Source organism: Sphingobium mellinum (assembly GCF_037860795.1).
GTDB classification, from domain to species: domain Bacteria; phylum Pseudomonadota; class Alphaproteobacteria; order Sphingomonadales; family Sphingomonadaceae; genus Sphingobium; species Sphingobium mellinum.
This window is the reverse complement of the sequence record NZ_JBANRK010000011.1, coordinates 18,123-33,433: the sequence shown is the minus strand read 5'-3', so window position 1 is coordinate 33,433 and position 15,311 is coordinate 18,123. Positions and strand designations below refer to the sequence as shown.

At 63.8% G+C, this 15,311-nt stretch carries 14 protein-coding genes; 1 reads left to right on the top strand and 13 read right to left on the bottom strand.

Annotated elements, in window-relative coordinates; translation table 11 throughout:
* The first annotated feature begins 113 nt into the window (after positions 1–113).
* On the top strand, positions 114–1,394 hold the full coding sequence (locus AAC640_RS12345) for a glycoside hydrolase family 16 protein (protein ID WP_422794990.1): 1,281 nt from the start codon (positions 114–116) through the stop codon (positions 1,392–1,394).
* On the opposite strand, the gene AAC640_RS12340 is transcribed toward AAC640_RS12345, so the two are convergent.
* Genes AAC640_RS12340 through AAC640_RS12280 form a run of 13 tightly spaced genes read right to left on the bottom strand, consistent with a single transcriptional unit; the run spans position 1,379 to position 15,299 of the window.
* Positions 1,379–2,299, bottom strand: a complete 921-nt coding sequence (locus AAC640_RS12340) for a glycosyltransferase family 2 protein (protein ID WP_340266682.1) — start codon at positions 2,297–2,299, stop codon at positions 1,379–1,381. The genes AAC640_RS12345 and AAC640_RS12340 overlap by 16 nt on opposite strands.
* The gene (locus tag AAC640_RS12335) at positions 2,299–3,381 is read right to left on the bottom strand and encodes an acyltransferase family protein (RefSeq protein WP_340266680.1); all 1,083 of its coding nucleotides are present in this window, start codon (positions 3,379–3,381) and stop codon (positions 2,299–2,301) included. The genes AAC640_RS12340 and AAC640_RS12335 overlap by 1 nt, the downstream gene beginning before the upstream one ends.
* On the bottom strand, positions 3,378–4,511 hold the full coding sequence (locus AAC640_RS12330) for an endo-1,4-beta-xylanase (RefSeq protein WP_340266678.1): 1,134 nt from the start codon (positions 4,509–4,511) through the stop codon (positions 3,378–3,380). The genes AAC640_RS12335 and AAC640_RS12330 overlap by 4 nt, the downstream gene beginning before the upstream one ends.
* Positions 4,508–5,476, bottom strand: coding sequence for a glycosyltransferase family 2 protein (locus AAC640_RS12325; protein WP_340266676.1), 969 nt, complete (start codon positions 5,474–5,476; stop codon positions 4,508–4,510). The genes AAC640_RS12330 and AAC640_RS12325 overlap by 4 nt, the downstream gene beginning before the upstream one ends.
* Entirely contained in the window at positions 5,476–6,420 is a 945-nt protein-coding gene (locus AAC640_RS12320; protein WP_340266674.1) for a glycosyltransferase family 2 protein, read from the bottom strand. The genes AAC640_RS12325 and AAC640_RS12320 overlap by 1 nt, the downstream gene beginning before the upstream one ends.
* A complete protein-coding gene (locus AAC640_RS12315) occupies positions 6,417–7,346 on the bottom strand; it encodes a glycosyltransferase (RefSeq protein ID WP_340266672.1) in 930 nt (309 codons plus the stop codon). The genes AAC640_RS12320 and AAC640_RS12315 overlap by 4 nt, the downstream gene beginning before the upstream one ends.
* Positions 7,339–8,742 carry an O-antigen ligase family protein gene (locus AAC640_RS12310; protein WP_422794989.1) on the bottom strand — a complete coding sequence of 468 codons (1,404 nt, stop codon included), beginning with the start codon at positions 8,740–8,742 and terminating at the stop codon, positions 7,339–7,341. Before AAC640_RS12310 ends, AAC640_RS12315 begins: the two co-directional genes overlap by 8 nt.
* Entirely contained in the window at positions 8,712–10,013 is a 1,302-nt protein-coding gene (locus AAC640_RS12305; protein ID WP_340266668.1) for a polysaccharide biosynthesis protein, read from the bottom strand. Before AAC640_RS12305 ends, AAC640_RS12310 begins: the two co-directional genes overlap by 31 nt.
* On the bottom strand, positions 10,006–10,806 hold the full coding sequence (locus tag AAC640_RS12300) for a WecB/TagA/CpsF family glycosyltransferase (RefSeq protein WP_340266666.1): 801 nt from the start codon (positions 10,804–10,806) through the stop codon (positions 10,006–10,008). The genes AAC640_RS12305 and AAC640_RS12300 overlap by 8 nt, the downstream gene beginning before the upstream one ends.
* Positions 10,803–11,711 carry a P-loop NTPase family protein gene (locus AAC640_RS12295; RefSeq protein WP_340266664.1) on the bottom strand — a complete coding sequence of 303 codons (909 nt, stop codon included), beginning with the start codon at positions 11,709–11,711 and terminating at the stop codon, positions 10,803–10,805. The genes AAC640_RS12300 and AAC640_RS12295 overlap by 4 nt, the downstream gene beginning before the upstream one ends.
* A complete protein-coding gene (locus tag AAC640_RS12290) occupies positions 11,708–13,066 on the bottom strand; it encodes a GNVR domain-containing protein (RefSeq protein ID WP_340266662.1) in 1,359 nt (452 codons plus the stop codon). The genes AAC640_RS12295 and AAC640_RS12290 overlap by 4 nt, the downstream gene beginning before the upstream one ends.
* Complete coding sequence (locus AAC640_RS12285; protein ID WP_340266660.1) at positions 13,063–14,490, bottom strand: ATP-binding protein; 1,428 nt, start codon at positions 14,488–14,490, stop codon at positions 13,063–13,065. The genes AAC640_RS12290 and AAC640_RS12285 overlap by 4 nt, the downstream gene beginning before the upstream one ends.
* Complete coding sequence (locus AAC640_RS12280) at positions 14,487–15,299, bottom strand: polysaccharide biosynthesis/export family protein (protein WP_340266658.1); 813 nt, start codon at positions 15,297–15,299, stop codon at positions 14,487–14,489. The genes AAC640_RS12285 and AAC640_RS12280 overlap by 4 nt, the downstream gene beginning before the upstream one ends.
* Positions 15,300–15,311: the final 12 nt, after the last annotated feature.

The following is a 15,311-nucleotide window of genomic DNA, read 5'->3' as shown; positions in this document are numbered from 1 at the left end:
ACATGAATATCAAACTGACCGGCTCCTTCGGAGGAGCCGGACTTGCTGTCCTGTGTGTTGTGGCCGCGGGAGCGGCCACAATCTTAACCACAGGCACCACAACCGGCGGCAAGTTGAGCGGAACGACCACGATTTCGGCTGGCGGCAGCATTACCACATCGTTGCCGACCACCATTTCGACGTCCAGCGGAACGGCCGGGTTCAGCACATCCAGCTTCTCGAGCTTTGATTTTGCGGGCGGCACAAAACTACCCGAAAAATCGACTCTCTCTCTTGGCAACGCCACCTTCCGTCCCGGGACGGGCACTGCCTATGTTCCCGTGACGCTGGACCGGCCGACGCCCAACACCGTGATCGCTCGCATCACCACTGTGAACGGATCAGGCGCCTTGCGGGCTTTGTCCGGCTATAATTACCAGACGGTCGACACGGTCGTGATCTTCCGGCCCGGTGATCCGCTGATACAGACGGTCGAGGTGCCGATCATCAGCGCGGCGGAAGGCCAGCAGTTCCAGTTGAAGTTGCGGGAAGCGCCTTGGGGCGGGCTGCAGGGGCAATCGACCGCCACGATCACCGCCACCAGCAGCATTGCGCCCACGGCCAAATCAACGGGCACCTTCCGGGCACCGCGCACCTTCGCCGCTACCGGGACGCTGCAATTCGAATTGAAGAAGGAAAACCACAAGCGTTCGCCCGATGGGGGCTGGAATCGCTGGGCGACGTCCCTGTCCCATGGCCGCACCCAAATTGCGAACGGCGAAACCGGCCTTTATCTGGATGCCACAGTCTTTCCGGGCATCGAAGGCCCGGTTTATTGGGGAACCAGCGGACTGGTGCTGCACACGCAGAAGCTGAAAACGCCGATCAGCTATGATGGGCAGAGCTGGAATTACGGCGCCACGGTGCTGGACGGCCGCAATTTCCTGGCGTCCCAAATTGGCTACGGCCAATATGAATGGGACGCCAGGATGCCGAACCGTCGCGGATCATGGCCAGCCTTCTGGCTGATATCGACCAGCGGATGGCCGCCGGAAATCGATATCTACGAAGGCTTTGGCTATCAGAGCTACTGGGACTTCGACCGCCATATCGGGCAGACCATTCACGGCGGCAGCGGAGGCGTGCGGAGCTTCCAGCGGGGCGTCGTCATCCAGACCGAGCAGGCCTATGGCCTCAAGGGATACTCCCAGGACTTCCACCGTTTCGCCGTGGACATCCAGCGGGATTACATCACCTGGTTCGTGGACGGCGTCGAAACCTACCAGTCGGTCAACCCCTTTCAGGGGCACCGCTGGTATCCGATCATGGACGTCGCGGTGAAAACCGATGGCGCCTATAATGATGGATCGGGCGACATGATCATCCGCAACTTCAAGATCTATAGCGCCCCATAATGGCTGTGGGCGCCGCCTGACAGGGCATAGAGGCGCCCCCAGCATTTTACCCACTGCCCGGCGATGTCGACCCGACGCGCGCCGGGCAGCAGCAGCCCCGCCAGGCCGGCTGTCCGTGCCGTCAATATCCCCAAGGCACGGAACAGCAGTATTGCCTGCCCGGCGATCCCGGGACGCCGTTTCCGACGGGCCAGTGTTTCGGTGTAGCCAATGCGCCACATGCGGCGCAGGACCCAGCCCAAGCGCGCCCGTTCGGCCGGCACCCATTCGCTGACCCGTGCCTCTGGCGCCCAGCCGAACTGCGCGCCCGCTTCCCGGAGGCGGGCGAGAAAGTCCAGGTCCTCCCCGCCGCTAAGGTTGAACCGCGGGTCGAACCAGGGCTGGTCGATCATGTCCAGAGCGCGGCGTGCGACCAAAAGATTGTTGCTCGCCCAGAGCATGCCGGTTGCGCCGAAGGGCCTTTCCTCGGCGCGAAAGACCAGCGCATTTTTTACCCAGGGTGGCGCTCGCCCGACGAAGCAACTGTCCACCGGCCCGGCCACGACATCGGCGCCCACCTGCGCCTGACAGATCAGCAGCGCATCCAGCCAGCCGGGCTGCGGCCATTCGTCATCGTCGATCATGGCCAGGAAGCGCATCTCGGGATCGGCCAGTGCCGTATCGCTAATCGCGTTGCGCACGTTGCAAAGCCCGCCCTCCGCGACGGTGAGCAGGGTCAGGGGCAGGGGATAGGCCTTCGCCTGCAAATCCCGCACCACGTTGCTTCCGTCCTGCCGATCCGGGTCGTTGTCGGCCACCAGCACCATCACGTCATGGCGCCCCGCCATCCCCGGCAGCGTCTCCAGCAGATGGCGAAGCTGATCGGGCCGCCGGAAGGTGGGAATGGCGATCCAAATGGCGGGCATCAGGCGGTCGCCCGCACCGGCCTGTGCGACTTGCCGCCGCGCTGAAGCCACTTGATCAACCGATGTCCGCCTATTTCGACCAATGCATAGCTCGCCCAGCAGAGCAGCCATGTCGCCACCAGCATCCCGGCAAGGAACAGCCAGTCGAAACCGGTCATGCCATGTTTGTGCGCGACCCCCATGCCGCGCGCGAAGACGTCGCGAACCAGCGGGTGCCAGAGGTAGATGGAGTAGCTGATAAGGCCCAAATGGAAACTTACCGGATTGGCCATCACGGCGCGCGCGGCGGTGCCGTTATAATAACAGCTCAGCACCAGCGCCGGCAGCAGGCAAACCACCAGGACATCCACCTTGCCCGGCAGCATCAGCGCCAGCGCGATCAGGCCGCATATCGTGGCGAAACCGCCCCTTCGGTCCATCAGCCACCTGCACCAGTCCTTTTCCGCGCAGCGATAGGTGATCACGCCCAATGAGAAACCGGCGAGGCAGCGGAGCAGCGTCAGCACCGTATCGCTGTCATTGACGTCCAGCGGACCGCTGGCTCCCAGTCCCGACGACGCCACCAGTGCCAATATCCCCACGCACAGCAATCCCTGGAGCCAGGCCCAGCGCGAAAAGGCGATGATCGCGATCAACGGGTATATCAGATAGGCGGCGACCTCCGTACTGACCGACCAGCTGTTTCCGGCGATCGGTTCGGTCCCCCAACCCCAGCTCTGCACCATCAGCATGTTGGTGATGATATTGGGCGCATTGAGGTCGATCGACTGGCTGCCCGACACGTTGAGCCATATCCGGCCCATGAAAACCAGCGTGACGATCAGGTGCAGCGGCCAGACCCGCGCCATGCGGTTGATGAGGAAGTCGATATAGCTGGCCCGTCCCAAATGGTTCACCACCCGGTCGTGATAGCCGAAGGAAATCACGAAGCCGCTGAGGATGAAGAACAGGTCGACCGCCAGATAGGCCCGTGAGAAGAGCGGTATGCGGAAGGCTTCGAAAGTCGGGTTATGCGGTATGTGATACAGCAGCACCGACACCGCCGCCACGCCGCGCAGGCCCGTCAGCGAGGAAATCCTCATGCGCTTGCTCTCCCGACCGGCGGCGCGGCGTCAAAGGCGGAGGCGATGGCATCCCACAGGGGCTTGCGGCGCATATTGCCGTCCAGTGGCAGGCCGCGGGAAAGCTGCCCATCGGGCCATTTATAGTCCGGGAAATTGGACAGCCAGCTATAGCGGTCGGACAGGCCCCAGCACAGGATGGAGCGCATTGCCGGATTGTCCAGCGCGACGTCCAGAAAGGCCCGCGCAACCGACGCCACTTCACCGTCACGCTTGCCGGGATTGGGTGGTCCACCGCGATCCGCGACATCGAACTCCGTTACCGCCAGTGCCAAACCATAGCCGCGCAACTGGTCCAGAAAGCGAGCGAATATTTCCTGGTCGAAGCCCTCCTTGAAGGGTTTCAGATGCCCCTGAATGCCGACCGCGTCGACCGGGACATCGCGCGACTTCAACCGGTCGAGCAGTTTCAGCATGGCCGTCCGCCGCCGCTCGCAGCGCGGAGAGTCATGTTCGATCCCGTAATCGGTCAGGAACAACGTTGCCCTGGGATCGGCCGCGCGCGCGCGATGAAAGGCGATGTCGATATAATCCTCGCCCATTGCCTGCATCCACATGCTGTTCTGGCGCATGCCATCGGCGCGCCCCTCATTGGGTTCCAGCGCTTCGTTGACCACATCCCATTCGGCGATCTTCCCGGCGTAGCGATGCATGGCGGTGTCGACATAGCTGCACATCAGTTTTTCGCGCTCGCTGCCATTGGCGAGCTGCAGTGCGGGTTCCAGCCATTTGGGCTGGGCCGCATACCAGACCAGCGCATGGCCACGTGCGCGCATGCCATGCTGCTGCGCAAAGGCGATGATCTGGTCCGCGCCGCTGAAATCATACTGGCCCGGCTTGGGTTCGGTCGTGCCGCGTTTCAGCTCATATTCCTCGACCACCATGTCGCATTCGCGGACGACAGCGGCGGTGAAATCGGGGTCTTCACGCAACTGGTGCGACTTGATCGCCGCGCCGAAATAGCGCCCGGAGCGTCGCGCATGGGCTGCCAGACCTCCCGACGATATGCTTTCCTGCGCATTGCTGGAGGGCACGACGGGCGAACATGCGCCCAGCGCCAGCGCCCCGGTCAGGAATTCCCGCCTTTTCATAGCCGCTGTCCTTTCCCGACGAGCATGTGGGAAAAATCGATCCATCGGTCGGAAATGCGCCGATAGACCGGATCGGGCATGACGATCTGGAGCAGTACCGTCGCCGCAAGCCTTGGTCCGAACGCGCCCCTGCACAGGGCGCCTAAATAATATCGCATCGCCCGCCGCCGGCTGGTCGGCCAGACGCTTTTGGCGGCGTGCCAGCCCATATACGCGGAAAAGGCGCGCGGTGAGATATGCGGTTGCAGATCGCGCAGCCAGGCCAGGCTGCCGACACTTCCGCGCACTTGCGACAGCCGCTCGTCGGCCTGGCGATCTGCCCAGATCGTCCCGGGCCGGTCCGTCATCAGAAAATGCGCGCCAGCCAGCGACAGTCGCATCGCGAAGTCGGTATCGTCCCCGAACTTCACATCCTCGCGATAGCGTATCCTTTTCGCCAGGGCGCGGCTGAGCGCGAGGCTGCTGGTCTGGATGAAGCCCCGGTCGCACATCAGGTAGCGATCCATGGCCTCGCCAAGAGCGATGGCGCGGGGAGGTTTCAGGAAATTGCGCCCTTTGCCCCGATCGGCCAGCACCTGTCCATAGGCGACGACGTCGTCGCTCTCGCGCAGCAAAGGCAGCAGATCGGCCAGATGATAGGGCAGGAAACGGTCGTCGCAGTCGAGAAAGGCGATATACCGGCCGCGCGCGTGGTCGATGCCCTTGTTGCGCGCCGCCGCAGCGCCGCGATTGTCCTGGACGATCACCTTCAGGCGCGGGTCCTTGATCGCGCCCAGGGCCACTTCCGTCCCGTCGGTGGAGCCGTCGATGACCACGATCACCTCGATGATCGCGATGCTTTGTTCCAGTGCGGACATCGCCGCCGCAACAACCGTGTCGCGCCGCTGATAGGTCGGGATCACGACCGAGAACAACGGTGCCGCGACCGCCGCCTGCAGGCTGGATGGTGGTTGCCACGCCGTCATCACGAAGCGGCTCCCGTCCCGGCGGCCCCGGCCTTGCCGAAGCGCAGGACGAAATTGTTCACCAGCGAACGATAAAGCGGCTTGGGCAGGTAGGAACGCAGCACCTGCCGCGCGATCACCTTGGGCGGAACGCCGCCCGCGACCATGCCGATCGCCAGATCCTTGATCGCCAGGACCGGCCTGATCGGCGCCATGTGATAGGCCAGCACCGTCGCCCGATAGCCCCGCCGCGCCCGGTTTGTCAGCATATGGCCGCAGCGGTCGAGCCAGTCGAGCGACGTCTCATAGCCCTTCACATAGGATGTGCGGCCCGCTTCGGTGGCGTCCAGCCAGACGGTCAAGGGCTGGTCGATCATCCGGAACCGTGCGCCGGCGCCCTGCAGGCGAACGCAGAAGTCGAGGTCCTGCCCCTTTTTCAGCGCCGGGTCGAACAGCACCTCCTGCGCCATGGCGGTCGGGACGACCATGGTGCTGGTCTGCATGAACTGGTTGGCGCAGAAAAGATATTCGCCGACATCCTCATTTTCGCGAATGCCGCGATCAGGCCTGATCCAATAGCGGTCGACGCCCCGGTCCACCCTCATGCGGGAATAGAGGACGGCCCGCCCGTCATCCCCGGCCAGCGCCTTTGCCATAATGGACAGCTTGCCCGGCAGGAACAGGTCGTCGGAATCGAGGAAGGCGATGTACCGGCCGAGCGCCGCGACGATCCCTCGGTTGCGCGCCGCGCCACCACCGGCATTATCCTGACGGATGTAGCGCACGCGGGGATCGCCGAGCGCCTTGATCACAGGTTCGGGATTGTCGGATGAACCGTCGTCGATGACGACGACTTCGAAATCCTGCCAATCCTGCGCCTGGACCGATCGGATCGTGTCGCCGACGATGGCCGCGCGGTTGTAGAGCGGGATGACGACGGAGAAGAAGGGGGTCGCATCATTCATGCGCCATGCACCTTTCGATATTCCTCATAGGGTATGCCGGCCAGTCCGGCGATCTTGCCGGCGGCGCGGTAAAGCTTGCCCAGCCGCACGACCCGCTTGCCCTGATCCAGTGTCGCCGCCGCGCCGATGGTCCCGACCAGAAAGCCGGCGGCGATGCGAGGCAGCTCGCCCAAGGTCGTGCGCAGCCGTCCCTTATGGAACCGCTCGACCATCATATCTGTCATGCCGAGCCGATACCCCCGCATAAGCAGCCATTTGGCGGTCACGCGGCTTGCCGGGATCAATTCGGTGACCAATGCGTCATCCGACCAGGCGAAGCGAAAGCCGGCGCGCCGCATTCTCGTGAAGAGCTGCTTGTCCTCGCCGCCTGTCAGCGCCAAGCGCTCGTCAAAGGGTCGGCCGCCCATGGCGCGCAGCGCCTCGGCCGTAACGAGGATGTTGGCAGTGCTGTCAACAAAGTCGACAATGCCTGAACGTCCCCGCCGCTTTGCCTGGAGCAGAGGATGGAGAGCCGCCCAGGATGGCGCCGGACGATCCATCTGCCGAAGCACCGCGCCGCCCACGACATCGGCGTCCCAACGGCTCGCAGCTTCGACCAGCGTGTCGATCCATTCCGGCGAGGCTGCTTCATCATCGTCCAGCATGGCGACGTAGCGCACACCCTCACGCGCGAGCGCTGCTTCGACCAGCGCGTTGCGGGCGAAGGGGATGCCCCGTTCCCCGACGAGCAGCGATGAAAGCTTCCAGCGATATCCTTCGGCTATCATGGTTTCGACCACAGCCAGCCCCTCGCGATGCTGAGCGTCGTTGTCGGCGACCAGTATTTCCAGCAGATGGTCCGTCTTCTGCGCGGCGAGGGAAAGGAGTGTCCGCCTTAGCCCTGACGGCCGTTTGCAGGTTGCGATGCATATGATGATCCTAGCCATGGGCGGGCTCCGCAACTCGGAGATGAACACGTCGCCACGACGGCCTGGGCTTTGCCTTGAAGCCCGCATGGGCGGTCGCGATCGCTGCCAGGAAGATCACCCAGACCTGCCGATCACGGTCGAAAAAGGAGGTCTCGAGCAGATTGTGATAAACGACGAAGACCCAGATCGCGAAGGCCGGAACCATCAGATGCTGGTTTTCCTTTGTCGCGCCGCTCAGGAACCACCAGGCCGGCATGGCGATGAACGAGAGCAGCAAGAGGGACAGCCCCAACGGGCCCGTGGTCGCCCAGATTTCCAAATAGCCGTTGTGCGAATGGGCGATCAACAGCTGGAAATGCTGGTTGATGTAGTCGAAGGCCGGGGACCGGGCACCGACCTGCCAGAAGCTGCCAAAGCCGGCGCCCAGATAGGGGTGGTCGTGCATGTAGGCGAACACCACCCGCCAGATCGAAACGCGCCCGGTGAAGGATGTCGGGTCGGCAAAGATCCGCTCCACGACCGGCTGATAGGCGATGTAGAGACCAAGCACGCCGACCATCCCGAAGGCGAGCACCATCAGCAATATCGCTCTCTTGGGCGTGGAGCCACTCAGCAGGCGATAAACGTTGCTGATCGCTAGCATCGCGACGCACAGCGCCAGCGACGTCTTGCTCTTCGTCCCAATGACGAACACGAACGCAAGAACGGCAAAAAGCGCATAGCGCCATTTCCGCGTATCGATCCAGCTGTTGCCACAGATGATGAAGGTCATCGACATGACCGCCCCGGCGATGTTCTTGTGAAAGAAAAAGCCGCGCCATGCGCCTATCAGGGCCCGGTCGCTCTCGGTGGGCGGATGGACTGCCGCAGGGGTGAGCGGGAGCGATATCCAGCAGATCAGTAGCGATACGACCAGCGCCGCGCGCAGCGACTGGAACAGCCGCTCCGGCCCCATCAGCGACAGCGCGCAGAAGGTGATGTAGATCACGATAAGCTGCTGCATCGCCCGCTTGAAGGACACGAACGGATCGACGCTCCAGCTGCAGGTCACGAAGAACCAGGCCAACATGACGGCAAGCGGCCAATAGGTGAAATGATATAGCAATGGCTGTTTGCGCGCGATCTGCACTGTGGTCAGCAGGAGCGCAAAACCGATGAACAATGTCTGCTTGAACAGGTCGGACCCGTCATTATTCTGCGCCATCGCGACCAGTTCTTCCTGGGTCCGCATGGCGAAGGGCTGCTGGCCGATGAAGACCATCATCAGGAAAACGAAATAGAAAATCTGCGCCACCAGGACGATGCGGCTTTCCTTTTCGCCGACCGGGTGGGATCGGGACACCGGAGGCGCGTAGCCGCGGCGATGCCAGCTGGTCGCCACTGTCACATCTCCCCCGAAAGCTGGCGCCGCCACTGGCGGTCAAGCTGCCAGATGCCCAGCATCATCACGATCTGCGACAGGACGACGCCCGCGATTGAGAAAATCGGCGCGACGGCGAGCGTCAGGACTGTGACCGCGACGATGCCTACGCCGCAGCTGCGCAGGCTCTGCGTGGCCAGCGGCCGGAACGCCTTGCGCGCCTGCGTCATGACGCTCATCGGCGTCTGCATGCACTGGACAAGCGAGAGAAGGGCACAGAGGCCGACGGCGATCGCAACCAGCCGATGGTCCAGCGTTGGCTTGAGGATCAACTGGGGAAAGCCGAACAGCACCAGCGCCGCCAGGACACAGGTCGCTGCCCACAGAAACAGCAGCGCGGCCATGAAGATGCGTTCCGACTTTATCGCTGCGTGATGATCGCCCAGAGCCACCGCGCGGGTCATGCGCGGGCGCTCCAGCTGGGTCAGGGCGGTGACGCAGACATTCACCGGACGGAAGAACAGCATGCCCACGGCAACGGGTGCGAAGGCGGTCGGCCCGGCGAGGAGGGTCACGATATAGCTGTGCGCGTTCGACGTCGCTTCGGTAGAAAGCACGCCTACCAGCGTCCAGCCCGACTGGTCACGCCAGATGGGGCGGTATGAGCCGAGCGCCTGGGCGGGCGCCATGACCCAATGTCGCCGCACATGGCTGAGCCCGAACGGGACCAATCCGGCAATGCTCGCCGCCACCAGCATGCCGCCAATGCCCGTCAGATCGGCGCCAGCGCGGGAGGCGATGAGCAGCCCAGCGACAATCGTGCCGGCATAAGCAAGGTCGGAGCGGGCAGCGCGGGTTGGTGCATGATGCGCATAGGCGTTGCAGCGGCCGAACCAGCGGATGAGCGACAGTGTCCCCGCGATGCCGAACGTCAGTGCCGCGCCGGGCGAAGCCGTCGCCCACGCGATAGCGGCGCAGACGAGTCCCTGGCTCAGAGCAAGCAGCAGGTTGACCGGAAAGAAGAAATCGAAGGACTTTTCGGCGCCCGCGCCATCCTGGTTCACGGCGATCGTATAGGGCGTCGACACGAGCGCGTTCGAAAGGCTGTAGCCGAACTGGATGATGACCAGCAGGAAGGCCAAAGTGCCGATCGCCGCCGCGCCAAGATGATGGATCGAAAAGAGCTGCACGGCCAGGTGGCTGACCGACACGATGGCCGAAGACAGGCTCGCGACGCCAAACCGGCTGACGAGCTGGACCAGATTCCTGCCGCTGCCTCGCGGCGAAGCGAAGCGGCTATCAGCGCGAGACGCCCCATCAGCCATGGCGGTGCTTCCAGATCAGCCACAAGGCATGCGGGTTGGTCGTGATGTACCGCCAGGCGAGTTGCCGGGGGCGAGTCACCATGCGGTGCAGCCATTCGAAACCCGACTTCTGCATCCACATGGGCGCGCGCGGATAGTCGCCGGTAACATAATTGTAGAGCCCACCGCAGGTGACGATCCATCCGGCCTTGATGCGGTGGCGATTGCGGACACAGAAAGCCTGCTCTCGCGGCTTGCCCGTGCCCACCCACAGCACGTCGGGTTCGGCGGCGTTGATCTGTTCGATCACCGCATCTTCTTCGTGCGCCTTCCAGAATCCGTTGCGCCGCCCGGCGAGGTGCAGTCCCGGTGTTGCCGCCATGACGCGTCGGGCGCATTCCGCGTTCACCGACTCTTCGCCGCCCAGCAGATAGTAACGCACGCTCTGTTCAGCCGCGCGAGGAAGGCTGTCGATGAACATGTCCGTAGTGCTGGATCGATCCGCGATCGGCGTTCTGCTGAACCAGCGGGACGCCATGACGATGATCTGGCCGTCAGCATGGACGAGGTCCGCCTGCGCCAGGTGTTCGCGGAACTGGGCATCTGTCGCGTTCATCGACAGTCCCTGTCCATTGCAGTCGAATACCAGCAGCGGGGACGCCTGTTGCATCCGACGCAGCGGCGCCTCTCGAACCATCTTGGCGATAAGCGCATCAAGCGAGAGGGTCGACACGGGAACGCCGCCGACCCCGACGATCGGGTCCTGTCCTTCGGTGGAGGGAAAGGGTTGCCGCAGTGCCTGTTCGCTGCTCATGCGATCACCGATCCGGCGATAGGGACGCCAGCCCTGTCGAGATCGTCGATGATGCGGCGCATGTCGGCAATCACCGTTTCGCCCCGGCGGGCGACGATCACCACCGCATCGAAGCCGACAAGGATGCTGGCGAAAGGCGTCTGGTCACCCTTGCGCTCGGCAAGGTAGAACAGCATCAACGTGTCCTTCAGCCCCCAGCCATTGGCCGTTTCCGCCAGCGGGCCTCGAGTGATCAAACTTGATGCACTACCTGAAGCGCGCCCCGCGGTCATCAGCCAGAGCCCCTCTATTGCCGTCCTGGCGGCCGGCAGAAGCGCCGCGCTGCCCATCAACTGTTCGGCGAGGCCAGCCCGATTGGCGACCCGGAAAAGCCGGTCGAGCGACGGGTTGCCCATGTCCACGTCGATCAGCATTGTCTGCCCGTCCATCTGCGCGAACACGACCGCCAGGTTCGCGGCCATGACTGCGGCTTCCTCGCCAGCATCGACGGAGAGCACGGCCAGGCGCAGGGCCGCTGCGTCGCCCGCCTTGGCAGCGGCGCGCATCCTGGCGCGAACCATCCTGATCTTGGCCGCATAGGGATCGGCCGGATCAAAAGCGGCGACGACCAGCGGATCCATCCGGTCATCATCTGCCGGTAGAAGCGAAAATCCGCCCGCAAGAGTCGCGAGAACGCCGGCAGCGTCGCTGTCGAGCAACCCCAGTTCGACGGCGGCATCCGCGAACGGCACCCCCTGCGAACGAGCGTGAATGTCGACGCGGTTGACGTCGGATTCGGCGAGGAAACCATGGTCAATGGCCAGCCTGGCGAAGCTGTGATTGTCGCGGACGCGGGGCCGAAGGGCGGCGGTGCCGCCGCCGGGCTTCATCTGGGGCGGGGCGCCCGCCGTCGAACGCAGTCTCATGCGGCCTCCTGCTGCTTGAAGAACCAGCCGCCGCGCGGGGCGACCGGTTTCAGTTCGGTGATGACCTCCACCTCGGTCGCGCGGGCTACGCCGGCGGCCGAACGGACCCGAGGCTTGAGAATTTCGGCGATGATGACGGTAGCGACACCGCCAACCATGCCCAGCACGACACCCGCGATCAGCCACAGCATGAGATTGGGCTTGGCAGGCAGCAGCGGGATCGTGGCTTCATCGAGCGGGCTGGCATTGGGCTGCGAGATCTGGCTCTTGAGCACCGCTTCGTTGAAGCGCTGGCGCACCGTATCGTAAGTCTGCCGCGCCGCGTCGACGTCGCGCTGCAGCACCATCAGCTGGTCCTGCACGCCGGACATGCGGATCATCCGATCCTCTTGCCCCGCCATGTTGGATTTGAGATCGCCTTCGCGGCGGTTGGCGGCAACGCTGTTTGCGCTGACGGCTCCAGCCTGGCTTGCTCGTGCCGCCGCCAGCTTCGCCTGAAGCTCCGACAGCAAGGCATTGGCCGCCGTCATGCTGGGGTGATTGGGGCCCAGCGTCTTGGACAATTCGGAGACCCTGGCGGACTGGGTTGCCACCTGCTCCTGAAGGTTCTGGACGATCAGCGAACCTTCGATGTCCGAAACCGCGCCGGCACCGGCCTTGGACCGGGCTGCGGCCGCTTCGGCCTGGGCCTGGGTAAGCTGATAGGACATGTTCTTGAGCTTTTCGGCCTCAAGATCCATCCGGTTGATGCCGATGATGTCATGCGCGCGCTGGAAATCGGACAAGCGCTTTTGTGCCATTTCATAGCGGCGGCGGACTTCCTGCGTCTGTTCGTCGAACCATTTGGCAGAGCCGCGCGCGGGCGACGCGCGAAGTTCGACCTGTTCACGCATGTAGATCTTGGCGATCAGGTTGGCGACCTTGGCGGCGACCTGCGGATCGGGATCAAGATATTGTATCTGCAGCACATTGCTCTGACGCCCGGTCGTCACCGTCATGTTCTTGCCGACCAGGGTTGCCGCCGATTGCAGCCTGGCATCGGCGGGCATGTCGGACGGCATGGCGTCAACGAAGCCGGCTTCCTTGGCCACGGCGTTCAGCACCTTGGCACTGCGGATGATGTCCGTCTGGGTGCCGAGGATCGCATCGGTATCCGGGCGAGGTCCTTGCGCGTTATTGGTGTCCGTCGGGTCCGTGGGCGACAGGTCCAGCAACAACGACGCCGTTCCCATATATTGCCGGGGCTGCACGAAGGCCGCTACCGCGATCGCGAGAAAAAGGATCGCTCCTATGATGGCCGCCATCCGCCAGCGGGCGTGCACGGCGGACAGCAGGTCGATGGGGTTCATGGTCATAGCCCGTCCACTCCCTTCAACATGGCGCGCATCTCTTCGGCCGGGGTGGGTGCAGGCGGTACGCTCGGCACCGGCTGCTTGGCCATCAGCAGCAGAAATTGCGGCGCGAGCGTATCTTCGAACATGAAGAGGTCGCCGCCAGGCATGGCCGTCAACGCCGGCGCCAACCGCCGAAGCGCGTCGGCGGCCTGACCTTCGTTGATCGATCCGCCGCCCAGCACTTCATGCCCCAGCCTGGCCAGCCGATCATAGGAGATCATCGACATTTGCGATGCTGCGACGCCGGCGAGGGCGATCATGCGCCTGCTGGCGCCTGCTTCCCAAAGGATACGCCGGAACAGTGCGTGCGTGGCCCCGCTCATTTCCGACCAGTCGTCCAGCGCCGAGGCAAGCCCCTGCTCCACGTCGGAGAGGGTTATGCGGTCACGGCCCGATCCTTCGGTGACCAGCGCCGCCTGCATTCCGAACAGCCGTGCATGATAGGGCGATCCCATGGCCGCGCCCGCCAATGCGTCCAGGGCGTCGGAGTCGAGTCCGAGCCGGGCGTTTTCCGCACAGCTCATCAGCAGCCGTTCCAGGTCACGCTTGGGAATTGGCGCGACCCTCTGCGGCGCGATATGTCGTCGCAACGAAGGATGCGCGGCGATAAGGCCATCGACATCGCCGGCAATGCCCACCAGCACCACCTGCACCGGCGAGTGTATGTCGGTCAGCAACTTCAGCAGCGTCGCTACATCGGTCTTGGCCTCGTCGGATTGCACCCGGTCATATTCGTCCACGATCAGGATCGAGCGTTGGCGCACGTCTTCCACCAGCAACGCAGCCAGCCGCGTAACGTCGATCGGCCCGCTCATCAGCTTGCGCGCCTTTTCCTGACCCGCCGCGCTCATCGGCAATTCCGAGAGAAATGGACGGAACAGCGAGTCAAAGTCCGCGTCGCCGCTCGCCGATCCGTAGAGGGCGATGCAGCCCGCCTCGTCGGCAAGATCGCCGAAGACCCGCGCCAGAGAGGTCTTGCCCGACCCGCGCGTGCCGAAGATCACCGCATGCTTGCGCTGGACAACGATCGCCTCGACCAGCTTTTCCAGTTCATTGTTGCGACCGGCCAGTCCGTGGCGATCCGTGACCGGCATTGCGGTACTGAAGGCGTTGTAGATGGAATCCCGGCGTAGGCTGATCGGCCTGATCGGTGCGGCCATGGCGCCCATGGCAAGCGGTCGAGGATCATTATTCGCCTGCTCTTCCAGCCCTGTCGGACGGAAGCCCGGCTGCACCGGCGTGTCGAGCAGCAAGGGTTCGGCGGCGGGCACATGTGGGCCATCGGGGATATGATCGCCGCGTGGGCCAGTCCGGCGGAAAGTCGACAGCCAGTCCAGCATGCCGCTGGACCGGTGCTGCGCGAAGCCATGATCGAGGGTTGTCAAAACAGCTTCTCCCGGATGATGAGGACGTCCTCAGGCCGGACCGGATCGTCCAGATTGGCCTGTATCTCCTTCCCCTCCCGGCGCACTTTTATGCGTTTGGTTGATCCGGCCAGCGTCGGTCCTCCGGCCAGTGCCAGCGCCTGGCGGAAACTCTGGCCCGGCACGTAGGAAAAGGCGCCTGGCTGCTGCACCTGGCCATAGACGTAGACTTTCTCTGCTGGCGGTACGAACAGGATGTCCCCCGGTTTCAGCTGGCGGGTGGCGCCCGCCGCCATGTCCGCGAGCGATATGCGAACCGGGCCGCTGCCGTCCGCCGGTGTCAGGATGACGGCGTTGGCGCCATCCTTTGTCGATCCGCCGGCCTTGGCCAGCATGGATGCCACCGTATAGTTGCGATCCAGCGGATAGTTGCCGCCCTGCGGCACGTTGCCCAGCACGGTGACGAAGCGGCTAACATAGTTGCTCACCTCCACGCTGACGGAAGGATTGGTGAGAAATCCGCCGCTCGCATAGCTGGTGGCGATTGCCTGAGCTAGTTGCGAGGTCGTCTTGCCGCGCGCCGTAAGGGGGCCGACCAGCGCCAGCATGACGGTGCCATCCTCCTTGATCCGCGTTGTCGACGACAGGTCGGGTTGGCCGAAGATGCTGATCTTCACTTCGTCGTCAGGTCCCAGCAGATAGCCTGTATCCGCCGCCGGGCCGCTCGGGACCGCTGCGACGGCCGCAACAGAGCCGGCCGGCACCGTCTGTGCTGACAGCGCCGCTGGCGCGAGGAGGAGGAGGCTGGTCAGCAGAGTGACGTTGTTCACAGTGCATGCTCC